At 69.0% G+C, this 23,830-nt stretch carries 21 protein-coding genes and 1 pseudogene; 15 read left to right on the top strand and 7 right to left on the bottom strand.

The features are described 5' to 3' along the window. Nucleotides 1–55 precede the first annotated feature (55 nt). From VEC04_RS10215 to VEC04_RS10175, 9 genes and pseudogenes are all read left to right on the top strand, one after another. A pseudogene (locus tag VEC04_RS10215) lies at nucleotides 56–493 on the top strand (UDP-N-acetylenolpyruvoylglucosamine reductase); the annotation flags it as partial. Further along, the gene (locus tag VEC04_RS10210; protein ID WP_324776457.1) at nucleotides 477–974 is read left to right on the top strand and encodes a DUF5946 family protein; all 498 of its coding nucleotides are present in this window, start codon (nucleotides 477–479) and stop codon (nucleotides 972–974) included. The pseudogene VEC04_RS10215 and the gene VEC04_RS10210, both read left to right, overlap by 17 nt. A gap of 51 nt (nucleotides 975–1,025) precedes the next feature. Next, nucleotides 1,026–1,964, top strand: coding sequence for a D-alanine--D-alanine ligase (locus VEC04_RS10205; protein ID WP_324776455.1), 939 nt, complete (start codon nucleotides 1,026–1,028; stop codon nucleotides 1,962–1,964). Beyond that, nucleotides 1,952–2,848, top strand: coding sequence for a cell division protein FtsQ/DivIB (locus VEC04_RS10200; protein ID WP_324776453.1), 897 nt, complete (start codon nucleotides 1,952–1,954; stop codon nucleotides 2,846–2,848). The genes VEC04_RS10205 and VEC04_RS10200 overlap by 13 nt, the downstream gene beginning before the upstream one ends. A gap of 15 nt (nucleotides 2,849–2,863) precedes the next feature. Further along, a complete protein-coding gene (gene ftsA / locus VEC04_RS10195; RefSeq protein WP_324776451.1) occupies nucleotides 2,864–4,192 on the top strand; it encodes a cell division protein FtsA in 1,329 nt (442 codons plus the stop codon). 219 nt (nucleotides 4,193–4,411) lie between these two features. Continuing rightward, nucleotides 4,412–7,879: a TonB-dependent receptor domain-containing protein gene (locus tag VEC04_RS10190; RefSeq protein ID WP_324776449.1), complete on the top strand. Its 3,468-nt coding sequence runs from the start codon at nucleotides 4,412–4,414 to the stop codon at nucleotides 7,877–7,879. Between the two features lie 240 nt (nucleotides 7,880–8,119). Then, a complete protein-coding gene (gene ftsZ, locus VEC04_RS10185) occupies nucleotides 8,120–9,727 on the top strand; it encodes a cell division protein FtsZ (RefSeq protein ID WP_324776447.1) in 1,608 nt (535 codons plus the stop codon). A 189-nt stretch (nucleotides 9,728–9,916) separates the two neighbouring features. Further along, nucleotides 9,917–10,816 (top strand): UDP-3-O-acyl-N-acetylglucosamine deacetylase, encoded by a 900-nt coding sequence (gene lpxC, locus VEC04_RS10180; RefSeq protein WP_324776445.1) that lies wholly within the window; start codon nucleotides 9,917–9,919, stop codon nucleotides 10,814–10,816. 58 nt (nucleotides 10,817–10,874) lie between these two features. Further along, the gene (locus VEC04_RS10175) at nucleotides 10,875–12,029 is read left to right on the top strand and encodes a serine hydrolase domain-containing protein (protein ID WP_324776442.1); all 1,155 of its coding nucleotides are present in this window, start codon (nucleotides 10,875–10,877) and stop codon (nucleotides 12,027–12,029) included. A gap of 46 nt (nucleotides 12,030–12,075) precedes the next feature. Here the strand turns inward: VEC04_RS10175 and pgeF are convergent, their stop codons facing one another. From pgeF to lgt, 3 genes are read right to left on the bottom strand one after another with little or no spacing between them, the layout of a single operon-like run. Continuing rightward, nucleotides 12,076–12,846, bottom strand: a complete 771-nt coding sequence (pgeF, locus tag VEC04_RS10170; protein ID WP_324776440.1) for a peptidoglycan editing factor PgeF — start codon at nucleotides 12,844–12,846, stop codon at nucleotides 12,076–12,078. 2 nt (nucleotides 12,847–12,848) lie between these two features. Beyond that, nucleotides 12,849–13,922 carry a class I SAM-dependent methyltransferase gene (locus tag VEC04_RS10165; protein WP_324776437.1) on the bottom strand — a complete coding sequence of 358 codons (1,074 nt, stop codon included), beginning with the start codon at nucleotides 13,920–13,922 and terminating at the stop codon, nucleotides 12,849–12,851. Beyond that, nucleotides 13,923–14,798, bottom strand: coding sequence for a prolipoprotein diacylglyceryl transferase (gene lgt, locus VEC04_RS10160; protein ID WP_324776435.1), 876 nt, complete (start codon nucleotides 14,796–14,798; stop codon nucleotides 13,923–13,925). 180 nt (nucleotides 14,799–14,978) lie between these two features. Here lgt and VEC04_RS10155 point away from each other — a divergent pair, with 180 nt between their 5' ends. From VEC04_RS10155 to VEC04_RS10145, 3 genes are all read left to right on the top strand, one after another. Continuing rightward, a complete protein-coding gene (locus tag VEC04_RS10155) occupies nucleotides 14,979–15,254 on the top strand; it encodes an accessory factor UbiK family protein (protein ID WP_324776433.1) in 276 nt (91 codons plus the stop codon). A gap of 64 nt (nucleotides 15,255–15,318) precedes the next feature. Then, nucleotides 15,319–15,822, top strand: coding sequence for a YbjN domain-containing protein (locus VEC04_RS10150; protein ID WP_324776431.1), 504 nt, complete (start codon nucleotides 15,319–15,321; stop codon nucleotides 15,820–15,822). A gap of 4 nt (nucleotides 15,823–15,826) precedes the next feature. After that, nucleotides 15,827–16,633, top strand: coding sequence for a pyrroline-5-carboxylate reductase family protein (locus tag VEC04_RS10145; protein WP_324776430.1), 807 nt, complete (start codon nucleotides 15,827–15,829; stop codon nucleotides 16,631–16,633). On the opposite strand, the gene VEC04_RS10140 is transcribed toward VEC04_RS10145, so the two are convergent. From VEC04_RS10140 to VEC04_RS10130, 3 genes are all read right to left on the bottom strand, one after another. Then, nucleotides 16,623–17,117: a hypothetical protein gene (locus tag VEC04_RS10140; RefSeq protein WP_324776428.1), complete on the bottom strand. Its 495-nt coding sequence runs from the start codon at nucleotides 17,115–17,117 to the stop codon at nucleotides 16,623–16,625. The two genes, VEC04_RS10145 and VEC04_RS10140, sit on opposite strands and share 11 nt — an antisense overlap. A 91-nt stretch (nucleotides 17,118–17,208) precedes the next feature. Continuing rightward, nucleotides 17,209–18,552 (bottom strand): ATP-binding protein, encoded by a 1,344-nt coding sequence (locus VEC04_RS10135; RefSeq protein ID WP_324776426.1) that lies wholly within the window; start codon nucleotides 18,550–18,552, stop codon nucleotides 17,209–17,211. 7 nt (nucleotides 18,553–18,559) lie between these two features. Beyond that, the gene (locus tag VEC04_RS10130) at nucleotides 18,560–19,291 is read right to left on the bottom strand and encodes a response regulator transcription factor (protein ID WP_324776424.1); all 732 of its coding nucleotides are present in this window, start codon (nucleotides 19,289–19,291) and stop codon (nucleotides 18,560–18,562) included. 88 nt (nucleotides 19,292–19,379) lie between these two features. On the opposite strand from VEC04_RS10130, the gene VEC04_RS10125 reads away from it, so the two are divergent. Continuing rightward, entirely contained in the window at nucleotides 19,380–20,258 is an 879-nt protein-coding gene (locus VEC04_RS10125; protein ID WP_324776422.1) for a branched-chain amino acid aminotransferase, read from the top strand. A 437-nt stretch (nucleotides 20,259–20,695) separates the two neighbouring features. Here the strand turns inward: VEC04_RS10125 and VEC04_RS10120 are convergent, their stop codons facing one another. Continuing rightward, complete coding sequence (locus tag VEC04_RS10120; protein WP_324776420.1) at nucleotides 20,696–21,676, bottom strand: DUF4349 domain-containing protein; 981 nt, start codon at nucleotides 21,674–21,676, stop codon at nucleotides 20,696–20,698. Between the two features lie 220 nt (nucleotides 21,677–21,896). Here VEC04_RS10120 and VEC04_RS10115 point away from each other — a divergent pair, with 220 nt between their 5' ends. Further along, the gene (locus VEC04_RS10115) at nucleotides 21,897–23,168 is read left to right on the top strand and encodes a NupC/NupG family nucleoside CNT transporter (RefSeq protein WP_324776418.1); all 1,272 of its coding nucleotides are present in this window, start codon (nucleotides 21,897–21,899) and stop codon (nucleotides 23,166–23,168) included. 17 nt (nucleotides 23,169–23,185) lie between these two features. Beyond that, nucleotides 23,186–23,806: a glutathione S-transferase gene (locus tag VEC04_RS10110; protein WP_324776416.1), complete on the top strand. Its 621-nt coding sequence runs from the start codon at nucleotides 23,186–23,188 to the stop codon at nucleotides 23,804–23,806. Nucleotides 23,807–23,830: the final 24 nt, after the last annotated feature.

The raw sequence follows: 23,830 nt of genomic DNA, 5'->3' as shown, positions 1-23,830 counted from the left end.
CGGAACAGGAACGGCGCGTCGATGAACGGCGCCGCGCGCGAGAAGGTCGACATGTGCGCTGGCCGACTTCGGCTATACCTACCGTCACTCGGAAGCGCCGGCGGACATCATCTGGATCGAGGCGACCTGTCGCGGAACGCCCGCCGATCCCGGGGCGGTGGCGGCGAAGATTTCCGAAATCACCTCGCGGCGCGAGCAGACCCAGCCCATTCGGGAGAAGACCGGCGGCTCGACCTTCAAGAACCCGCCCGGGCATTCGTCGTGGAAGCTGGTCGACGAGGCTGGCTGGCGCGGCAAGCTGTTCAGGGCGCCTGATGGCAAGGGAGGCGGCGGCGCCATGTTCAGCGAGCTGCATTCCAACTTCATGATCAATCCCGGCGAGGCCACGGCGGCCGATATCGAGGGGCTGGGCGAGGCCGTGCGGGCGGACGTGCTGGCGAAGACCGGCGTCCAGCTGGACTGGGAGATCAGGCGCATTGGCCGCCCCGGCTGATGCCGTCTGCCCCGGCTGCGGCTCGCGTCTGGCCGCGGTCGAGGGACCGACCCACGCCTATATGACTTCGTCGCCTGCCTGCTGGGCTGCGTTCAACACGGTGATGGCCCGCGAGTATTCCGATCCGGCGCTTATGGCGGTGCACCGGCTGAGCGTCGACGCATGGGCCGTCCAGCATCCCGGCGACGGATCGCGGCGAGCGATCCAGTCTGTCGGCCTGCACCTCGCCCGCCTGATGGTACAGATCGAGCAGGCGCTTGAGGGGGAGGCGGCCAACGCCGCCATGCTGCGCTTCGCCGCCCGCAAGGCGACCCTGCCCGAGCTGCCGCCGCGCGAGCGCTACACGATCACGGTCGCCGACGTCTTCGGGGCTGAGGAGCCGGACGCTCACCGCGCCGCCGTGCGCCGCTGGGCCGAAGCGACGTGGGCCGACTGGTCAGATCAGCACGATTTCATCCGCAGGTGGGCCGCAGATGGTTGAGGCGTTGTTAAGAACGTTCGTCGCATTGCGGTGACTGTTCCGGAGCTTCGCATGACCCGCCCCTTCGCAGACCTTCACGTCGCCGTCCTGTTGGGCGGGCTGTCGGCGGAGCGGGAGGTGTCGCTGAGTTCGGGAGAGCAGTGCGCCAATGCGCTGGAAGGACAGGTCGCGCGGGTCAGCCGGGTCGACGCCGGGCGCGATCTGGCGGCGGTGCTGACGGCGCTGAAGCCGGATGTGGTGCTGAACTGCCTGCACGGCGCCTGGGGCGAGGACGGCTGCGTCCAAGGCGTGCTCGAGACCCTGGCCATTCCCTATAGCCACTCCGGCGTGCTGGCCTCGGCGCTGGCCATGGACAAGGACAAGTCCAAGGCCGTGCTCAGGGCGGCCGGGATCACGGTGCCCGGCGGCGGGCTGTACGACCGCCACGAGGTGGCCAGCCGCCACGTCATCCCGCCGCCCTATGTGGTCAAGCCTAACGCCGAGGGCTCGTCGGTCGGGGTGTTCCTGGTCCGCGAGGGGGCCAACCGGCCCGTGGCGGAGATCGGGGAGCCGGGCTGGACCTATGGCGAGCAGGTGATGGTCGAGCCATTCATCGCGGGCAAGGAACTGTGCGTGGCGGTAATGGGGGAGGCTTCGGGGCCCTGCGCCCTGACCGTGACCGACATCACTCCGGTGAAGGGGTTCTACGACTACGAAGCCAAATACGCGCCGGGCGGGTCGATCCACAGGCTGCCGGCCGAGATTCCGCCGCACGTTTTCGAGGCTGCGATGCGGGAGGCGGAGCTGGCGCACGCCGCCATGGGCTGCCGGGGCGTGTCGCGAACCGACTTTCGTTATGACGATCTTAACGACGTTCTCGTTCTTCTGGAGGTCAACACCCAGCCCGGCATGACGCCGACCTCGCTCGTCCCCGAGCAGGCCGCCCATGTGGGGATGGGCTACAAAGACCTGGTCCGGTGGATGGTGGAGGACGCCTCATGCCCGCGGTAGTTCGCGGCGGTCGGCGACAGAGTTCGAAACAGCCCGCCAAACGGCCCGCGGCTCCCAAGGGGGGCAGGGGCCGCGCACCCCGCAACGCCCAAAGTCACGGCATGGCCGTGCCGGGCAAGGTGGCGGCGATCGGCCGGCTGGACCTGTCGCCCCGCGCCGTCGTCATCTCCATCGCCGCTGGCGTCCTGGTGCTGGCGGGCGTGTTGGCGACCGGCGCACGGGCGGACCGCATCGGCGCCTCGATCGGCCGGGGCGTCGACGGCATGGCCGTGGGCATGGGCCTGAAGCTGGAGAAGGTCTTCATCGAGGGCGAGTCCGCCGAGGCGACCGCCGCCATCCAGCGGGCCGTGCAGCTGAACGCCGACCAGGCCATGACCTCGATCGACCTGAACGCGCTGCGCGAGCGCGTCGAGCAGGTCGGCTGGGTCAAGTCGGCCCGCGTCGTGCGCCTGCTGCCCAACACCCTGATCGTGCATGTGACCGAGCATGACCGGCTGGCCATCTGGCAGGCCGGCGGGCGCAACATGGTCATCGACAGCCACGGCCAGGTGATCCGTGGCGCCGACGCCGGCCGCTATCCCAACCTGCCGTTGGTCGTCGGCAAGGGGGCCGAGCAGGCCGCCGCCGAGGTGCTGCCGCTGATCGCCCAGCGGCCCCGGCTGATGGCCCGGCTGGAGGCGCTGGTGCGCGTCGACGAACGCCGCTGGGACCTGCGCCTGAAGGACGGCAGCCTGATCCAGCTGCCGGCCACCGATCAGGACGCGGCCCTGATCCAGCTGGACGCGCTGGACCAGCGCGAGCGGCTGCTGGAGCTCGGGTTCGCCCGCATCGATCTGAGAACGCCCGAGGAGGTCGCCGTCCGGCCCTCCTCCGGCGAGGCGTAGGGGCAGGGACCTGGTATGGCTGGACGGTCTGTGGACAAGTCTGTGGATGGCGGCAAGACCGCCGCCGGCCGCGCGCCGGTCGTGGCCGCGCTGGATCTCGGGCAGTCCAAGGTCGGCTGCTTCATCATGAAGTCCGACGGCGTCCGCCACGCCGACCGCACCATCCGTGTCGCCGGAGCCGGTCACGTCCAGTCGCGCGGCATCCGCGGCGGCGGCATCGTCAATATGGACGAGGCGGCGCAGGCCATCGGTCACGCCGTCGAGCGGGCCGAGCGCGCCGCCGGCTCGCCGGTCTCGGGCGTGGTCGTGACCACGGCCATCGGCCAGATGGCCAGCCACCGGGTGCAGGCCCGCGTGTCGCTGGGGGCCAATCCGGTCGGCGACGCCGATCTGGCGCGCGCCATCGCCATGGCCCTGGCCCAGATCCGCCTGCCCAACCGCCGCCCGATCCACGTCCTGCCGATCGCCTGGTCGGTGGATGGCGCGCGCGGCGTGCACGACCCACGCGCCATGCGCGGCCATTCGCTGGGACTCGACCTGCTGGTGGTGTCGATGGCCGAGAGCGCCTTCACCGCCCTGAGCCACTGCCTCGAACTGGCGCACCTCGACCTGCAGGGCGTGGTAGCGGCGCCGGTGGCCTCGTCGTTGGCGGCGTTGGAAGACGACGAAATGGACCTGGGTTGCGTCTGCATCGACATGGGCGGCGGCGCGACCTCGGCCGCGGTGTGGGGCGGGCGTTCGCTGCTGCACATCGAAAGCCTCAACGTAGGCGGCGACCACGTTACGGCGGACATCGCCCGCGGCCTGTCGACCTCGCGCGCCGGGGCCGAGCGGCTCAAGACGCTGCACGGCTCGGCCATGGCGTCGGCGAACGAGGACCGCGAGATGCTGGAAGCTCCCCCGCGCGGCGAGGACCCGTCGGCCGGACCGGTTGTCGTGCCGCGCGCCATGCTGAAGACGGTCATTGCGCCGCGCGTCGAGGAGACGCTGGAGCTGCTGCGCGACCGGCTGCGCAACGCCGGCGTCGGGCTGGAGCCGGGCGCGGGCCTCGTCCTGACCGGCGGGGCCAGCCAGCTGAACGGCGTGCGCGAGCTGGCGGTGCGGGTGTTCGACCGCCCGGTGAGGCTGGGCAAGCCGCAGCGCGCGCCGCACCTGGCGGACGCCGCCTCGGGCCCCGCCTTCTGTTCCGCCGCCGGGGTGCTGCTGCGCGCCGCCTACGGCCCGCGCGAGGCCGTCTCGGCCCGCAAGCTGATGTCGCGCCAGATCACAGCCGCCGACGCGCCGCGCATGCACAGGGGCGGAATTGTGGCGCGCGCGGCCGGCTGGCTCCGCGAAAATCTGTAGCAAACCAAGGCCCGCCGCCGCCGCACGTGGGCCTGTCCGACTTTTCACCCGCGTGGCGAGAGTGTGTCCGGATTGTTACAGACCCCGCCCCGATTGGGCGCCGATCCGCCACATTGCCTTGCCGAGCCGGCCTTTGCTGATAGCGTGCAAATTCGAAGCAGAGTCCGCCGCAAGGCGGGCGATGCATCTCGCATTCATCACCGGTTGGGGCCCAATCACATGCTTCTCAAGCGCAAGTTTCTCTTTGGCACGACGATCCTCGCGGGCGTCATGGCCGCCGCGGCTCCGGCCCTGGCTCAGGAAAGCCAGCTGCCTGGCGTCAACGTCACCGGTCAGCAAGGCCAGGAGGCGACCGAGATTGAAGAAGTCGTCGTCACCGGTTCGCGTATCCGTCGTGATCCGGTCAACTCGCCGACCCCGCTGATCCAGGTTCAGCGCGAAGACCTGCTGAGCACCGGTCAGGCGACCGTGATCGACTATCTGGCCACCATCCCGGCCCTGTCGAACTCGCTGGTTCCGTCGGACACCACCGGTTCCAACCTGAACGACGGCGGCCTTGAGTTCGCCAACCTGCGCTCGCTGGGCTCGGGCCGCACCCTGACCCTGGTCGATGGCCGCCGCCACGTCGGTTCGGCCGCCGGTCAGCTGCAGGTCGACGTCTCGACCATTCCCCGCCTGCTGATCGAGAACATCGAGATCATCACCGGCGGCGCGTCCTCGGTTTACGGCGCCGACGCCGTTTCGGGCGTGGTCAACTACATCCTGCGCAAGGACTTCGAAGGCCTCGAGATCGACGCCAACTGGGGTCAGCTGGTCAAGGACGGCGCCGCTTCGACCCAGCGCGTGTCGGTGCTGGCGGGCGTGAACCTGTTTGACGATCGCCTGAACCTCTACGCCCACGCCGAGTACGACGAGTCGGAAGAGGTCTACATCGAGCACGTGCCGTGGCTGGGCGACGGTTCGGTCATCCTGCCGACCGACCGCGACCCGACCAACACCCTGTTCGGACCGGTCAATGACGGCGTCCTGGACACGGGCGAGATCTTCTACGACGCCCGCCGCCTCGACCGTCCGATGTGGGGTTCGACGACCCTGGCCAACATGCAGCGGCCCAGCCCGCTGAGCGATCCGGACGTCATCTCCGCCGACTGCTCGGGCGGCGGCGGCAACACCTCGGCCAACTGCTTCAACGTGGATCCGGCCTATACCTACTGGTTCGACGGCCCGACCGCCCGTCTGGCCAACTTCGGCACGCGGATCGGCGTCGGCACCGCCACCAGCGCCAACCGTCCGTGGAACATCGGCGGCGACGGCGAAGTGGCCAACGCCACCAGCTTCGACCAGCGTTCGCGCACGCCGTACCAGGAGTCGTCGCGTTACCAGGCCGGCCTGACCTTCCAGCTGACCGACAACATCGAATTCTACGCGGAGGGGAAATACACCACCGAAGACACCTTCGACGTCGGCCAGAACTCCTTCTGGGACATCTACATCACCGACTCCGTCTTCGCCTGCGGCGGCATCAGCCCAGGCGTGGCCTGTAACAGCGGCACGACCCCCGGTCTTATCAGCGGCACGTCGGCCTTCACCACTCGCCTCGACAACGCCTTCCTGCCCGCCAACCTGCGGACCGCGATCCAGAACAACCAGTTCCAGCGCTACTTCGCTCCGAGCGCGGCCACGCCCAACGATCCGGGCGCCTGCCGACCCTCCTGCGGCGTTCTGACCGCCGCGCCGATCGCCGACCACCGCGGCTTCGGCATCGAGCGGACCCAGACCAACAACCGTGAGGTGACCCGCTGGGTCGCCGCGCTGGAAGGCAACTGGGACAGCGTCGCCTTCATCGACAACGTGAACTGGACCCTGTCCTACGTTCACGGCGAGATGAACAACGTCAACCGTGAAGAGGGGCCGGACGCGATCCGCTTCGGTCACGCGATGGACTCCGTCGTCGACCTCGCGGGCATCGTGAACGGCACTCCCGGCGAGATCGTCTGCCGCGTGCAGCTGATCAACGCCATGGGTCTGCCGGTCCGCGAGCAGAACCCGAACCTCGGCACCAATACGCCGGCGGGCGGATTCTACACCGATCCGGACACCAATCCGGAAGTCGCGGGCTGCGTGCCGCTGAACGTGTTCGGCATGGGCAACCAGAGCCAGGAAGCGATCGACTACATCACCGCCGCGATCCACGTTCGTGAGACCAACGAGCAGGACAGCGCCATGGCGGCCATCTCCGGCCAGCTGTGGGACTTCTGGGGCGCCGGCCCGCTCGGCCTCGCGGTCGGTGCGGAATACCGTCGCGAATACACCGAGGGCGTGGGCCGCAGCGCCGACACCGCCGGCCGCGTCCTCCAGCTCAACACCGGCGCCGACTTCCTGCCGGCCGAGTATGAGTCGGAAGAGTGGTTCGCGGAAATGTCGCTCCCGCTGCTGCGGGACTCGTGGATGGGCGAGTACGCCGAACTCAGCGCCTCGTACCGCGCGTTCGACTACACGACCGCCGGCGAAGGTGACGTCTACGGGGTGAACCTGGTCTACCGTCCGATCCAGGACATCACCTTCAAGACCAGCTTCAACACCTCGTTCCGCGCGCCGACCCTGAACGAGAACTTCCGTCCCTTCGGCCAGACCTTCGTCAACGGCTTCGTGGATCCCTGCCACACCGGCGTCATCGCCGGCTTCCAGGGCGACGACGCCGCCCAGGTGAAGGCGAACCGGATCGCGAACTGCACCGAGCTGGCCGCGCGCAAGGGCCTGGTCTTCGACTTCGCCGAAGCCACGGCGACGCAGGCGGACGACTTCCGTCCGGCCAACTACGCCGGTATCGCCAGCGTTCTCGGCGGCAACGCCAACTTGGAGCCGGAAGAGTCGGAATCGTTCACCTTCTCGACCGTCCTGCGGCCGCGGATGTTCCCGAACCTGTCGCTGGTGCTCGACTACTACGAGATCACCGTCGACAATGTGATCATCACCCCGAACGGTCAGTTCCTGGCCAACGATTGCGTCAGCAACGTCGGTCTGTCGGAAGCTCCGGGCAACGGCACCTGCAACTTCGTGTTCCGTAACAACCCGAACACCAATGACCCGGCGTTCGACGCCTTCAAGGTCGGCGCCCCCGCGGGCGACCCGATCGGCGGCTTCATCCTGGCTCCGATCAACCGCTCGAAGCTGGAAACCCGCGGTCTGGACTTCACGGTCAACTACTCTCTCGACACCGAGGAAGTGTTCGGCCGCAACTGGGGCACGTTCAACTACAGCCTCGGCGGCCTGTGGCTGATCGACCAGAAGAACTTCACCGACCCGGCGAACCCGAATGCCTTCACCGACTCGACCACCAGCGTCTTCTTCCCGCGGGTGGAGTTCGTGTCCCGGCTGAACTGGCGTCCGAACGACGTCCTGTCGCTGACCTGGACCGCGGACTGGCAGTCGTCGCAGGACCTGAACAAGAACCGCGACCTCGTCTCCACGGGCAACCTGGACAACGAGCCGCACGACTGGCACACGACGGGCAACTTCGTCCGTCATGACTTCTCGGTCCGCTACGACCTGCGTGACGACCTGACCCTCCGGGCCAACGTCACCAACATCTTCGACACGGAGTCGCCGCGTCACCTCGGCTTCGCCTCGTCGTTCGATCCCTACGGCCGCCGCTTCAATGTCGGCCTGAACTATCGTCCCTGGTAAGACCCCCGGACACCAAGACGGAAAGGGCGGCTCGCGAGAGCCGCCCTTTTTCGTTGTCCACAGAGCGAAATTTGCGGCGAAGGTTAACGAAATCCGTGGCTCCGGCCCCGACTCAGCCTATCCGGTAACACTCCCTTAAGCAGATGGGGTGTTTCCTTAACACGCTCATAACCAATGCGATTCGGCGGGGTTTTCGCATCGGGACTGCAGGGCAGGGTCGGAATTCTAAGGTCGGAACATATGTCTCTCTCGCTGGTGCGTCCGCAGCATACGGAACTGAAGCCCCGCATCGTCGTCTTCGGCGTCGGCGGCGCCGGCGGCAACGCCGTCAACAACATGATCGACGCCGGCCTCGAGGGGGTCGAGTTCGTTGTCGCCAACACCGACGCCCAGCATTTGTCGTTCGCCAAGACGGACCGCCGCGTCCAGCTGGGCGAGACCATCACCCAGGGTCTGGGCGCGGGCGCCCACCCCGAGGTGGGCATGAACGCCGCCGAGGAGTCGGCCGAGGAGATCTACGGTCACCTGGACGGCGCCCACATGGTCTTCATCACCGCCGGCATGGGCGGCGGCACCGGCACCGGCGCGGCCCCCGTCATCGCCAAATGCGCCCGCGACCGCGGCATTCTGACGGTCGGCGTGGTGACCAAGCCCTTCACCTTCGAAGGCCGTCACCGCATGCGTCTGGCCGAGGCCGGCATCGCCGAGCTGCAGCGGTATGTCGACACCCTCATCGTCATCCCGAACCAGAACCTGTTCCGCGTCGCCAACGAGCGAACGACCTTCGCCGACGCCTTCGGCATGGCCGACCAGGTGCTGCACTCGGGCGTGCGCTCGATCACCGACCTGATGGTCATGCCCGGCCTCATCAACCTCGACTTCGCCGACGTCCGGACCGTCATGAGCGAGATGGGCAAGGCGATGATGGGCACGGGCGAGGCCTCGGGCGAGGATCGCGCCCTGCAGGCCGCCCAGAACGCCATCGCCAACCCGCTGCTCGACGAGACCTCGCTGAAGGGCGCAAAGGCCGTGCTGGTCAATATCACCGGCGGCATGGACATGACGCTGCTGGAAGTCGACGAGGCCGCCAACGCCATCGCCGGCGAGGTGGATTCCGACGCCAACATCATCTTCGGCGCCGCCTTCGACCCGGCCTTGGACGGCAAGATCCGCGTTTCGGTCGTGGCCACCGGGATGGAAGACCTGTCGGCCGCGCAGTCGCCGACCAACGCCGCCACATCGGTGTTCGACACCCGCCGCCCGACGCCGTCCTACGCCGCCTCCCGCGCCGAGCCGGTGCGTCAGGAGGCCGTGCGTGAGCAGGCCCGTGATTTCGGCCGCGCCGAGGCTCCGCGGCAGCCCGAGCCCGCCCCGATCGTTCCGACCTTCCAGTCCGCCCAGCCGACCTACGGCGCCGTCGCGCGCGCCCCCGAGCCTCGCCCGGAGCCGGTGATCCACGTCGCCGAGGAGCGCACGCTGGAGCCGATCGTCGATCCGTGGGTCGAGGAATACGAGTCCGCGCCGCGCAGCGCCGCGCAAGCCACCGCGCCGGTGGCCCAGGGCGACCTCTACATGGACCGCGCCGGCGACCGCCCCGCGGCCGTCGAGCCCGAGCCGCGCCGCGCCGAAGCGGCCTACGACGATCACGACGACCGGGACCATCGCAAGTCAGGCTGGAGCCTGTTCGGCCGCGGCAAGCGTCAGCCGGCTCAGCCGACCTACGCGCCGCAGTCGCGCGCCACCGAGATGCGTGCGACCAGCCAGGTCCAGCCGTCGCCCGAGCCCGAACAGGGCCAGGCCGAGGACGATCTGGAAATCCCGTCCTTCCTGCGCCGGCTGGCTAACTAGACCATCGCGCATCGACCACAAGACCGCCCCGGAGCCCAGGCTCCGGGGCGGTCGCCGTTTCGGCCTTGTGTCAGACCGAAACAATCCGAAACCCGACTTTCATTTTCCGCTGGCCTCCAGCCCGCTAGACGGTTCGTGGGGCGAACTCCGCACACAGAGGCGGGGCGCAAGTTGAAGCGAGTTTGAGTTTTGCCGGTCCGCAACGACCACCACCAGAAGACGACAGTCGCGCCCGCGATCATCGCCGGCGTCGGCGTACACACGGGCGACCGCGTGCGTCTGGCCGTCCGCCCGGCGCCGGTCGGCACGGGCATCGTCTTCGTGCGCACCGACATCACCGACCGCGACAACCGCATTCCGGTCTCGGGCGACGCCGTCGTCGACGCCCGCCTGAACACCATGATCGAGAACGCCGCCGGCGTGCGCCTGTCGACCATCGAGCATCTGATGGCCGCCTTCGCCGCCCTGGGCGTGTCGAACGCCGTGGTCGAGGTGGACGGGTCCGAGCTGCCGATCCTCGACGGATCGGCGCTCCAGTTCGTCCAGCTGCTGGACCGCGCCGGCTTCCGCCGTCAGGAAGCCCCGGTCCGCTATATCGAAATCCTCGAGCCGATCCGGGTCCAGGAAGGCGACAAGACCGCCGCCCTGCTGCCGTGCGACCGCTACGAGATGCGCTTCGAGATCGACTTCCCGACCCCGGTGATCGGCAACCAGGTCGTGGATTTCGTCGTCGACGAGCAGACCTTCCGCGACGAGATCATGGCCGCCCGCACCTTCGGCTTCGCGCATGAGGTCGAGGCGCTGCGCAAGGCCGGTCTGGCCCGCGGCGGTTCGCTGGAGAACGCCGTGGTCATCGACGGCGACCAGATCCTGAATCCGGGCGGGCTGCGCATGGAACGCGAGTTCGTGAAGCACAAGGCGCTGGACGCCATCGGCGACCTGTATGTGCTGGGCGCGCCCCTGCTGGGCCGCTACGAGGGCGTCAAGGCGGGCCACCACATCAACAACCTGCTGGTCCGCGAACTGCTGGCCAATCCCCAGGCCTGGCGCGAGGTGACGCGTGTGCCGGAACTGGCGATGGCGGGCTGACCCGGAGGCTCGGCCCCCGCTCTTGATATGGCCGATATCCGATGGCAGGCTTTGCAGTATGCCGCACCTGACGCGTCGTGCGATTCTCGGTTCGGCCGCTTTCGCCGGTTCTGTCTCGATGGCGAGGGCTGAATCGGCCGCGGTAGTGTCCGCGGACTGGTCGTCCGTTGTCGGGATCGCAGAATCCGCTACAGCCGCGGGGACGACCCCTGGTCTTCAGATCAGCGTACGTCGCGGGGAAGAGGTCCTCTTCTCCCAAGGCTTTGGCCTGTCCAATATCGAAACCCAAACGCCCGTTGCGCCGACGTCCGTCTTTCGGATCGGTTCGATCACCAAGGAATTCACCGCCGCCCTCGTCCTGTCCCTGGCTGAAGGGGGATATGTCTCGCCGGACGACCGTCTGGGTCGCTTCTTTCCGGGGTTTCCCCGGCCGGACGTGAGCTTGGAACAGCTCATCACGCATACTTCCGGGCTTTCGAACTACACCAACGTCGTGCCTGCTGAGACCTATCTGGAGCAGTCGCGTCTGGATCGAACGACTGAGGAGATGGTGTCTGTCGTTGCGGCGGCGACGCCGCTTCAGCTGTTCGCTTCCGGGTCTGGCTGGGCCTACAGCAACTCCGGCTATGTTCTGCTTGGCGCCGTGATCGAGCAGGTTACGGGCTCTTACGCGGACGCGCTGGCGCATCTCGTTGGACCGCTGGGTCTTTCCGCCACAGCTGTTGACGACGCCTCGGACGTCGTTCCCGCCAGGGCGTCAGGATATGTCGCAAGGCCGGATATCGCGGACCGGTTCGCCAACGCGCCCTTTGCCTCCATGAGCTACGCCGGCGCCTCGGGCGCCATGCGATCGACGGCCGATGATCTCGGCCGCTGGCGCTCGGCCTTGCTGGATGGCCGGGTTGTTCGCGAGCCGACCCTGCGCAAGCTGATCACCCCTGTACGGCTCGGAGCAGGAGATCTGCCGACGAGTTCTTCTGGCGAGCCGATCCTGTACGGAGGCGGGGTCTATCTTGACCCAATCGCCGGCGCCCCCGCCCTCCGGGGCGGTGGGACCATCCAGGGCTTCGCGGCGACCTGCGACACGCTGATCGAATCCCGGCAAACCCTGACGATACTTATGAATGTCGATCCCAACAGCGCGTCCGGCCTGTCGACCCTGCGACGCGATCTGAGGCGAGCGATCAACGCTGTCATCGACGCCGCGGCGTGATTTCGGTCCCGAGGCGGCTCCGGCGCTCGCCCGCGATTGACGTGAGTCAGCCCAGGCTGATCGCGCTCATCAGCCGCCCGAAATCGGCTTCCCCGTTCACATACGCCCGCCGGTTCGAATAGAACCGCGCCGCGTCCGTGCGCGTGTCGTCGCCGGTCCAGGCGGCGTCGGCGACGCCGGCCTGCTCCAGCCGCCACAGGACGAAGCCCGGCAGGTCGAACAGGCGTTTGTCGGAGGCTTCGCCCGGCGCGAAGAAGCGGGCGCTGCCCGGGTCGTGGTGATCGAACCGCTCCTGATAGTCGGCGCCGACCTCATAGGAGGCCTGGGCGATGCAGGGGCCGATGACCGCGACCATGCGGCGGGGTTCGGCGCCCAGGGCCTGCATGGCTACGACGGTCGAGTGGACGATGCCGCTGAGCGCCCCCTTCCAGCCCGCATGGGCCGCGCCGACCACGCCCGCTTCCGGATCGGCCAGCAGCACCGGGGCGCAGTCGGCGGTCAGGACGGCGCAGATGACGCCGGGCGTCGCGGTCACGGTCGCGTCGCCCTCGGGCCGTTCGCCCTTCCAGCCGGTCTCGGCGACGCGGGCGACGGCGGAATGGATCTGATAGCAGGCGGCGATGTCGTCCGGCGTCCCGCCCAGATGGGCCGCCACGCGGCGGCGGTTCTCGGCCACGGCGGCGGGATCGTCGTTCGAGCCGATGCCGGTGTTCAGCCCCTCGTAGAGGCCGGTCGAGACGCCGCCCTGCCGGGTGAAGAAGCCGTGGCGGACGCCGGCGCGGTCCAGCAGGGGATGGGTGATCGGCTCCAGCGCCATCGTCAGTCCTCGAATCCTGGCACGACCAGCGTCCGCGGCGAGAAGATCGCGCAGGCCTTGAACAGGGCGCCCATCTGGTCGTCGGCGGTCAGGCGGGCCAGCTGCCGGTCGATCACCGGGGCGGCGTCAGGGCGTCCGTCCTTCAGCCGGTCAGCGCGGGCGTCAATGCCCAGAAGCTGCAGGAACTCGCCCTGGCCGAGGCAGCCGGTGACGTCGGCGCCGGCGTGGACGGCGGCCTCCAGCACGGTCGGGAAGTCCGCCCACTGGGTCAGGTCGGCCTCCCCCGGCGTTTCCAGCGGGTCGACCTTCTGGTGGCGGCGCAGGGCCTGGAGCGTATCGCCGGCCTCCGGGCGGGCGCGGCCATAGTCGATCAGCAGGGCCGCGCCGGTGGCCGCCTTCACCAGCGCCGCGACCTCGCGCCCGAACACGGCCTGCTGTTCGGAAATTTCGACTGTCTGGCCCGGCTCGACTGCGAAGGCCGGGCGTTTGAAGCCGCCGGTGATCGCCTTCAGCCCGAAGGTGAGTTCCCCGTCGTCCGTGACTCCGACGCAGCGCTCGGCCCAGCCGTCCTCCGTCTTCACGAACTGGCGGGCAGGCAGGCAGTCCAGCACCTCGTTGGCGATCAGGATGACCGGGGCGTCGGTCTCCATCCGGTCCAGCGACGCGACCCAGCGCGGGTGAATGTCGCTGTCGGCCAGCATGCGGGCCTGGGCATCGCGCAGGGGCGGGCTGGGCTCGATCAGGATCAGGTCGACGGCGCGCAGGAACTCCGGGGCCAGACGGGCGGCGCGCAGGGCGTCGGCCAGCAGGGTGCCGTCGCCCGGGCCGACCTCGACCAGCCGCACCCGCTCAGGCGCGCCGAGCCGCTCCCACAGCTCGACCGCCCACAGGCCGATCAACTCACCGAACATCTGGCTGACCATGGGGGCGGTGATGAAGTCGCCGGTCGCTCCGATGGCGGGCCGGGTCGCATAGTAGCCGCCCTGCGGGTCGTGGAGGCAGCGGGTGACGTAGTCGGCGACGGTCAGCGGCCCGGTCAGGGCGATCTCGCGCGCCAGCCGGTCCTTCAGCGACACTCAGCCCTCCGCGGCCACCGGCGGCCGGCTCCACGCCCGCCAGATCAGCCAGGCGCCGATGATCATCATCGGGATCGACAGCATCATGCCCATGGTCAGGCCCAGCGGCAGGTTCTCCATGCCGGCGTCGGGTTGACGCACGTTCTCCAGCGAGGCGCGCACCAGGCCGTAGCCGAACAGGAAGATGCCGGTGATATAGCCCGGCTTGGCCAGCAGCCGGCCCTTGTAGACGGCGAACCACAGGATCACGGCCAGGGCGATCCCTTCCAGCCCGGCCTCATACAGCTGGCTGGGGTGGCGGGGGACCATGCCGGCGGGGCAGAAGCCGTACATCGCCTCGATGGTGCGGTTGCAGAACACCATGCCCCACGGCGCGTCGGTGGGGCGGCCCCAGAGCTCGCCATTGATGAAGTTCGCCATGCGGCCGAAGAACAGGCCCAGCGGCACCACCGGCGCGACGAGGTCGCCGAGGCTAAGCAGGCGGACCTTGTTCTTCCAGGCGAACCAGACGATCGCCAGGGTGACGCCGATCAGGCCGCCGTGGAACGACATGCCGCCATCCCACAGGCGCAGAAGCGCCAGCCGCTCGCCCCAGTCGGAGCCGGTGAACAGGTCGGCGTAGAGCGACGGCTTGTAGAACAGGGCGTAGCCGAAACGGCCGCCGAGGATGATGCCGAGGGTGATCCACAGCACCAGGTCGTCGAGCTGGACCGTCGTGACCGGCGGCTTGCCGGGTTGCCAGACCGCGTTGTTGCGGGCGAGGCGGTTGGCGTACCACCAGCCGAGAATGATGCCTGCGACATAGGCGAGGGCGTACCAGCGGATGTCCAGCGGACCGATGCTGAACAGGACAGGGTCGAACTCGGGGAATTGCACGGGCGCTCCTGCAGGCGGTTCCTGAAACGGGGTTTAGCAAGCGTCGCCGCGCCCGTCCCTGTAATTTCGGCGCACCGCCCCGCCAAATTGCCGCCATACGCAACCGCGAGAGCAAGGTTTCATTCACCATATCCGGCAACCATGGTTAACGACGTCGCTTGTTCGAGTCGGAGAGTTCCTATGCAGACGCGCAATCCCATCCTCGACGAGTTCGCGAAGCTGACCACGGGCGCGATGGGACTGGCCCAGGCCGCCGGGGAAGAGGCCAAGACCGCCTTCCGGGCCCAGGCCGACCGTTTCGCCGCCGATATGGATCTGGTCCGCCGCGACGAGTTCGACGCACTGAAGGCCGAAATCGCCGCCCTGAGGGCCGAAGTCGCCTCCCTGAAGGCGGCGAAGAAGCCTCAGAGGGGAACGTCCACAGCGGCTTCTCCCGCACAGGACGCAGCCGGTTGAGCCGAATCTGCGAACCCGCCTACCGTTCCCTGAGAGGGCGTGAGTCGCGCCCGGAGACGCCTTGATGGACACTGCCCGGCCCGAAGAAGTTGAGCTTCCCTACGATCCGCTGGATGTCGTGGAGCACGTCCTCGTGGCCGAGAACCTGCCGTTCGACCGCACGGACGAGGGCGATCTCGCCTTCGCCCTGGCCGGCGACTGGAAGGATTACGAGTTGTGGTTCGCCTGGCGGCCGGAGGGGGATTGCCTGCAGCTGTGCTGCGCGCTGGACCTGCAGGCATCGAAGTCGCGCCGGGCCGCGGCCTATGAACTGGTCGGGCTGATCAACCAGCGCACCTGGATGGGCCATTTCGAGGTCTGGGCCGAGGACGGCGAGATCGTCTTCCGCCACTCGCTGGCCCTGCCGATGGGCGAGCGGCCGACGCTGGGCCAGGCGGCCTCGATGATTGACGCGGCGGTCGAGGCGGCGGACCGCTACTATCCCGCCTTCGATTTCATGATCCGCGGCAACAAGAAGCCGCAGGAAGCGATCGACTCCTGCCTGTTCGAGACCGTCGGCACGGCCTGAGGCCATGACGGACCATTCTCCGGGCGGCGCCGTGGTTCTGGTGGGCTGCGGCCGGCTGGGATCGGCCATTCTCGAGGGCTGGCTGGCGACGGGAACCGTTACGCCCGCCGACCTGATCATCCTGACCCCGTCGGAGAAGGCCGCCGCCGAGGCGGCGCGGGCGCGCGGCGCGCTGGTCAATCCGTCCGTGGAAGCGTTGGGCGGGGCGCGCGCCGCGGTGCTGGCGGTGAAGCCGGCGAAGTGGCGGGAGGCGCTCGCCCCGGTTCTCGCAGGTCTGCCGTCCGAGGCGACGATCGTTTCCGTCATGGCGGGCGTGAGAGCGGGCGACATCGGGGCCGTCGCGGGCCGGCCGGTCGCCCGCGTCATGCCAACCACCGGCGTGGCGCAGGCGCGGGGCGTGGCCGCCCTCTGGTCCGGCGACGCCGAAGCGCGCGAGACGGCGCGGGGGCTGTTCGGGTTGATCGCCGAGGTCGTGGATCTCGGAGAGGAGGCCCAGATGGACGCGGCCACCGCCGTCGCCGGATCGGCTCCGGCCTTCATCCATGCCTTCGTTCAGGGGCTGGCGCGGGCGGGCGAGGCGCAGGGGCTTTCGCGGGAAGCGGCCGAGCGGCTGGCGCGCGGGGCGCTGCGCTCGGCCGGAGCCGGGGTGGAGACGGGCTCGTCGCTGGATGACCTGATCGTCCGCGTGGCCTCTCCGGGCGGCACGACCCGGTCCGGGCTCGACGCCATGCAGGCCGGCGGCGACCTCGAACGGGCGGCCAGGGCCGCGGTCGAGGCCGCCGTTCAACGCGCTAGAACGATCAGCGGCTGACGTAGCGCCCTTCGGCCAGACGACTGGCGAGCCGCTGGTAGGCGCGGTCGGCGTCCTGCCAGGTGCTGAAGCCGCGCACCTCGGCGAGGTTGTTCGAGTACCAGTCATAGCTGACCGGGAGCACCTGACCGTCGGCGGTGGTGATGCTGCCTTCGATGGCGGCGCCGCCGATCGACAGGCTGCGATGGGCGTCCAGCCCCGGCCGTTCGGCCACCTGCTGGAACGTCGGACGGTTGGGCTTCAGATCGGTGAGAACCAGATCGATCCGGGCTCCGTCCAGGCCACCGCTACGGGCCAGCGTCCGGCGGACGATCTCAGCGAGGCGGTCGGCCTGTTCCCGTACGTCGCGTTCGCCCAATTCATCGACCTTGTCCTGAAGGTCGGGGCCGAGAGTGACGTTGATCGAGGCAGGGTCGGCGAAGGCCGGACCGGCGGCTAGGGCGAGAACGGCTCCGACAGGAGCCAGAAAGGCGAGTTTGCGCATCATCTATCCTCCGACACCCCTGTCGAAAGGGAAGATGGGCCCCACGGCTCCGCTTCGCAATCCTCCCCCGAGCGAAAGCGCCGGGGAGGTATCAGCCGGGCAGGCGGACGGCGGCGCGCAACCCGCCCAGATCGCTGCGTTCGAGGGCGATGTCGCCGCCGTGGCTGCGGGCCACGTCGCGGGCGATGGCCAGGCCGAGGCCGACGCCCTTGCGGTTCTGGTTGCGCGAGGCGTCGAGCCGCGAGAACGGACGGAAGGCTTCCTCGTGCATCTCGTCCGGAATGCCGGGCCCGTCGTCCTCGACCGTGATCTCCAGCCCGCCGGAGGGCAGGGCGCGGGCGGCGAGGCGGACGTGCTCCCCGTGGGCGGCGGCGTTGCCGGCGAGATTGGCGAGGGCGCGCTTGATGGCCAGCGGGCGAAGGCTGGCGGTCAGGCCATCCGCGACCTGGATCTCGACCTCGGCCCCGGCGCGGCGGGCGTCCTCCGCAGCGACGCGGAGCAGATTGCCGACAGACACGACCTGCGCCGCCTCACCGGCCTCGCCGCGGGCGAAGGCGAGGTATTCGTCGATCATGTGCTCCATCTCGTCGAGATCGCCCAGCATGGCCGAGGAGCGCTTGAACGGCGGGGCAAGGGCCAGCTCCAGCCGCAGGCGGGTCAGCGGCGTGCGCAGGTCATGGCTGACGGAGGCCAGCAGGGCGGTGCGCTGTTCGATATGGCGCTGGATGCGGTCGCGCATGTCCATGAAGGCCTTGGCCGCCGCCCGAACCTCCCGCGCGCCGTGCGGCTTGAAGCGTTCGCGGGCCTCGCCGCGCCCGAAAGCCTCGGCCGCCTCGGCGAGCCGCTCGATAGCCCGGACCTGATTGCGGATGAACAGGATGGCCACGCCCATCAGCAGGATGGTGGCGATGAACAGCCAGACGACGAAGATGTGCGCCTGGGTGGCCACAGCCCGCTCGCGGGGGGCGATGACGCGCAGCACGCCGTCGGGATGCTGCACGCGGATGTCGACATAGGCCGGATACTGGGTGGTCGAAAACCAGACGGGCCGGTCGACCCGCGACTCCAGAGCCTCCTCAAGGGTGCGGTCGACCACGCCGATGGGGCCGCGCTCCTGCTCCCGGGGCAGTACGTCGCCCTCGCGCAGGTCGACGGACAGGGACATCGAGCGCTGGGCGCGGTCGGCGATGATGGCGAGGTTCCGCGGCGTCGGATCGTCGGCGTAGCTCTCCGAGGCCCAGGCGATATCGCCGGCCAGGCCTTCGGACAGGCGGGCTGTGACGGTCTGCCAGTGCATGTCGAAGAACGCCCAGGTGACGGCCACCTGCATGACCAGCACGGGCAGGACGATGATCAGCAGCGACCGGCCCCACAGCGAGGTCGGCAGGCGCCGCTTCAGCACCCGGGCCCAGACGCCGGCGGGAAGCAGCCTCATCGGCGGTTCAGTCCGGGGCCAGCATGTAGCCGACGCCGCGCACGGTCTGGAGGTAGCGTGGGTTCTTCGGGTCGGCTTCCAGCTTGCGGCGCAGGCGGGTCACCTGGACGTCGACGGCGCGGCCGGTAATGTCGGCGGTGTCGGGCGACAGGCTCATCCGCTCGACCGGGGCGTGGGCGTGGATGGCCAAGGTCTTGAGCAGCTGGGCCTCGGCCTCGGTCAGGCGCTGCGGTTTGCCGTCCTTCGACAGCTCGAGCCGCTCCATGTCGAACACGGCCGGGCCGAGCTTGATCTCGCGCGGGGTCAGCGGCTTGCCACCGGTGCGGCGCAGGATGGCGTCGACGCGCAGGGCCAGTTCGCGCGGATCGAACGGCTTGGACATGTAGTCGTCGGCGCCGCGCGACAAGCCCTCGATGCGGTCGTCCGGATCGCCGCGCGCGGTGAGCAGCAGCACGGGGGTCTTCGAGGTCTCGGCCTTGGAGCGAACCCAGGTGGTCAGGTCGAAACCGCTCTCGCCGGGCATCATCACGTCCAGCACCACGAGGTCGAACTCGATCAGTTCCATAAGCCGCTTCGCCGCGGCGGCATGGGCGGCGCCGGTGACGCGATAACCCTCGCGGGCGAGGAATTCCTTGAGCAGCTCGCGGATGCGGTCGTCGTCGTCGACGACCAGCAGGTGGCGGCCGGCGCCGGGACCGGCGATCGGACCGGAGCGGCCGTGAGTGCGAACGTCGCTCATGCGGCGGCGATCCGGCCCGTCGGGCAGGCGTTGACCTGGGCGGTTCGGACGGGTCTAACCCGGGGACAGACGCGGGAGACGTTCTTCAATGGCCTTCGTTCCTTTCGACGATCGTGACGGCTGGATCTGGATGGACGGCGATTTCGTACCCTGGAGGGACGCGAAAACGCACGTTCTGACCCATGCCCTTCACTACGGCTCGTCGGTTTTCGAGGGTGAGCGTATGTATGACGGCGAAATCTTCAAGCTGACCCCGCATAGCGAACGCCTGAAGCGCTCTGCAAACCTGCTGGATTTCGACCTTCCGTACAGCGTGGCCGAGATCGACGCGGCCTGCAAGGCGACCTGCGAGAAGATGGGCCTGGCCGACTGCTATGTGCGGCCCGTGGCCTTCCTCGGCCCGGAGACCGTCAGCGTCTCGGCCATCAACAACAAGGTGCGCGTGGCCATCGCGGTGTGGGAGTGGCCCAGCTATTTCGACCCCGAGACCAAGGCCCGCGGAATCCGGCTGGAATGGTCGAAATGGCGCCGGCCGGACCCCGCGACGGCCCCGTCGGCGGCCAAGGCGGCGGGCCTCTACATGATCTGCACCATGTCCAAGACGGCGGCCGAGCGGCGCGGCTATGCTGACGCCATGATGCTGGACTGGCGCGGCTATGTCGCCGAGGCCACCGGCGCCAACGTCTTCTTCGTCCAGGACGGCGTGCTGCACACCCCGCCGGTCGACGCGATCCTCGACGGCATCACCCGCCAGACCGTGATCGAGATGGCCAAAGCCAGGGGCATCGAGGTGGTCGTGCGCCACATCCGCCCGGAGGAGCTGGCCACCTTCAGCGAATGCTTCCTGACCGGCACGGCCGCCGAGGTGACGCCGGTGAGCGAGATCGGCGAATACCGGTTCACCCCCGGCGCCCTGAGCCTCGGCCTGATGGAAGACTACGGCCGGCTGGTGCGGCGGCAGGTCTGAGATTTGGCACGGTTTTGCGGAATCGGGGCGCCAACCCTGCCAAAATCGGCCACGCGGTCCGAATGCAAACAACGGCTTGAGCCGACAGACGCTCGCAACCGTGCCCGAAACGGCCCGTCTCCGGCGCGGCTGGATCGCTGCGTCGATCGATAGATTTTTAAAGACCTGGGCTGCCGTCGCGCTGCCCCTGACGTGGGATGGCCAAGCCGATGATCGCGGGCCGGCAAGGAATAAATTCCTGATTGAGCGACCCCTCTCCCGCCGGGAGAGGGGTTGAGCTGCGGGAACGGAGTGATCGGCAAGGCCAAGGGTTGAGGGGCTGTTGTCAGCGGAAGTCGGCTCGCATCCGACCCTCACCCTTTCGCCCAAGTCCAGTCGCCCTCGCGGGCTCCCGGGCTCCCGGGCGCTCAAGCCCTCTCCCGCTGGGCGAGGGTCGCCTAGGCGGCGACCGGCTTGCGACGGCGCACGACGGCCCACCAGACGGCGCCGCCGATGATGGCGACCGGCAGTAGCACCGATCCGATGGTGATCAGCATCGCCAGCATGCCCATCGACAGGCCGAAGGCGTCGGAGAGGGCGCGGGCGACCGGGCGGGTCGGGCTGTTGGCGCCCATGACGCCGCCCTGGCGATACTCCAGCGTCAGCTGCGCACTCTGGACCCGTTCGTTCAGCGCCTTCAGCTCGAGCTGCTGTTGGTCGTATTCGCGCTGAAGGCGGCCGAGCTGGCGTTCGATCTCCAGCCGCTGCTCCAGGGTTCCGCCTGAGCGACGCTGCAGTTCGCGGATGCGCTCGGCGAGCGAGGCGGCGGTCGCTGCGCCCGTCGCGGCTGCGTCGATGCCGCCCGTGACGTCCTCGCCCTCGGTCAGGGCCTCCTCCAGCCGGCCGCCGGCGTTCTGGGCGTCGAGCGCGAGACCGGCGCGGAAGCGGTTGATCCACTCGGGCTGACCACGCAGCTCGAGCCGTCCGCCGGGGCGGCGCGAGGCCCAGTCCGCGTTGGCCGACACCACCTGGCACAGACCCGGGCCGGCCGTGACGCAGGCGAACTCGTGCCGGCTCATCAGCTCGGCCCCGCGGTCGGTAGGCACCGACATCACATAGCTGAAGGCGTAGGCGATCTTCGCGATGGGCGCGAGCGGGGCAGGGGGCGGCGGGGCGACTTCGGCAAGGACGGGAGCGATAGCCGGGGCGGAGGGGGGCGCCGCCTCCGCCACCGCGGCCTGCGGGCGAACGCTCATCGAAACCGTCGCATCGGCCTGGGTGACCGGGGCTCTTTCAGCGGCGTCAGGGACCGGAGGCGCGACGTTGAGCCGGACGTCGGCCTCTTCGGCGGCGTAGTCGGAGGAGGGTGCCTTCTCCGCCGGTTGGCAGGCGGACAGAACCAGTGCGCTGGCGGCGGCCAGCATCAGAGCCTTTCGCATCGTCGTTCTCCCTGTCGCCGTGGTGATCACGGTTCCGTGATGGCGCGCCGGGATCGCGGCGAACTGTGGGCCGGGGTGAAGCGGAACCTTGGCCGCGCGGCGTCTTCTTCACGTCGTGGTTGCCGTCGGCCCGGCGGCGCGAACCGGCGGCTTGCCATTCCCGGGCGCGTGGCGTTCAACGGGACAGGGACCGGCGGGGAGCCGGTCGGGGAAAGCGTCCATGTTCAGCGTCCTGAACCTGCAGAGCCTGTTGGGGCTCGCCGTCATCGTCGCCGCCTGCTGGGCGCTGTCCGAGAACCGGCGCGCCTTTCCGTGGAAGCTGGCGCTGGGCGCGATCGCGGTGCAGGCGGCGCTGGTGCTGGCCCTGTTCGCCATTCCCGGCTCGCAGGCGGTGCTGGCGGCGATCACCGGCGCGGTCGACGGACTGAACAGGGCCACCGAGAGCGGGACCCAGTTCGTGTTCGGCTATCTGGCCGGAGGCGACCAGCCCTATGCGGTGACCAACCAACGGGCCCTGTTCACCTTCGCCTTCAAGGTGCTGCCGCTGATCCTGGTGATCTCGGCCCTGTCGGCGTTGCTGTGGCACTGGAAGGTGCTGAAGTGGATCACCCACGGCTTCGGCATCCTGTTCCAGCGCACCATGGGGCTGGGCGGCGCGTCGGCGCTGGCGGTGGCGGCGAACATATTTCTCGGCATGATCGAAAGCCCGATCGTGATCCGGGCCTATCTGGACAAGCTGACCCGGTCGGAGCTGTTCCTGCTGATGGTGGTGGGTCTGGCGACCGTGGCCGGATCGACCATGGTGGCCTATGCGGCCATCCTAGCGCCGGTGATGCCGAACGCGGCGGGGCATGTGCTGGTCGCCTCGATCGTCTCGGCGCCCGCCGGCATCCTGCTGGCCCGGATCATGATCCCGGAGACGCCGGGCGAGGGCGGGGCGCACGCCGACTACGACTCCGCCCTGAAATACGACAGCGCCATCGACGCCATCGTCAGGGGCACCGCCGACGGGCTGATGGTGGTCCTGAACATCTCGGCGGTGCTGATCGTGTTCGTGGCGCTGGTGGCGCTGGTCAACCTCATGCTCGGCGGCTTCTGGCTGTTCGGGGACGAGGTCACTGTCGAGCGGCTGCTCGGCTGGGTGTTCATGCCGGTGGCGTGGCTGACCGGGGTGGAGTGGTCCGAGGCGGGCCGGGCCGGCTGGCTGCTGGGGGTCAAGCTGACCCTGACCGAGTTCGTCGCCTTCATCGAGCTGGGCAAGATCCCGGTCGGCGAGATGAGCGAGCGGACGCGGATGCTGATGACCTATGCGCTGTGCGGCTTCGCCAACATCGGTTCGGTGGGGATAACGGTGACGGGACTGAGCGTGCTGATGCCGGAGCGCCGCGAGGAGGTGCTGGGCATGGTCTGGAAGGGGCTGTTCGCCGGCTTCCTGGCCACGCTGATGGCGGCGGCGGTTGTGGGGACGATGCCCGCCGCCATATTCCGCTGACGCCGGAGACCTGATCGATGAAGCTCTACACCTCTCACCGCGCACCCAATCCGCGCCGGGTGCGCTGGGTCATGGCCGAGAAGGGCATCGAGGACGTCGAACTGGTCGAGGTCGACATTCTCGCCGGGGAGCACAAGACGGCGGAATATCGCGCGCGGGTCGGCGTGCCGCACGTGCCGTCGCTGACGCTGGACGACGGCACGACGATCTCGGAATCGATCGCCATCGGGCGGTATCTGGAGTCTCTGTATCCCGAGCCCAACCTGTTCGGCCACGACGCGCGGGAGCAGGCGATCGTCGAGATGTGGACGCGGCGCGCGGAGTTCTATCTCGCCAATCCGATCATGCTGAGCGTGCGCCATTCGCATCCGGCGCTGGCCGCGCTGGAGGCGACCCAGCTGCCGCAGGTGGCGGAGTACAACCGGGTGGCCGCCGAGCATTTCATGAAGACGCTCGACCGCCATCTGGCTGACCGGGAGTTCATCGCCCTGGACCGGTTCACCATCGCCGACATCGTCGCCGTCGTGGGCCTCGATTTCGCGCGTCTGGTCCGCTACCGCCCGCCCGAGGAGCTGGTGAACCTGGGGCGCTGGCTCGGGGCGTGCCGGGCCCGGCCGGCGGCGAAGGCCGGGGCCTGAGCGCCGCTCCGCTGCGTTGACCCG

Origin of the sequence: Brevundimonas sp., from assembly GCF_035626535.1 — a bacterium.
Lineage (GTDB): Bacteria > Pseudomonadota > Alphaproteobacteria > Caulobacterales > Caulobacteraceae > Brevundimonas.
Note: the sequence above shows the minus strand (reverse complement) of the source record. Positions and strands in the feature narration are given on the sequence as shown.